This window comes from Streptomyces hilarionis (assembly GCF_024539675.1).
Classification (GTDB): Bacteria; Actinomycetota; Actinomycetes; order Streptomycetales; family Streptomycetaceae; genus Streptomyces; species Streptomyces hilarionis.
On sequence record NZ_JAHHIT010000926.1, the window covers coordinates 1 to 231 of the forward strand.

1 protein-coding gene is annotated in these 231 nt (G+C 71.9%); it reads left to right on the forward strand.

Translation table 11 applies throughout. The features are described from left to right. The coding region (locus KMS84_RS40800; RefSeq protein ID WP_256921695.1) for an aquaporin at positions 1 to 231 on the forward strand (231 nt) is incomplete at both ends.

Consider the following 231-nt stretch of genomic DNA (forward strand, 5'->3'; position numbering starts at 1 on the left):
GCCTCGCCGAGTTCCTCGGCACGGGGCTGCTGGTGACGGTCGTGGTCGGATCGGGGATCGCCGCGGAGCGCCTCTCCACCGATCCCGGCCTGCAACTGCTGGAGAACTCGATCGCCACCGCGCTCGGCCTCGGCGTCCTGATCCTGCTGCTCGCCCCGGTCTCCGGCGCGCATTTCAACCCCGTGGTCTCTCTCGCCGACACCCTCCTCGGCCGCAGAACCGGCACCGGGC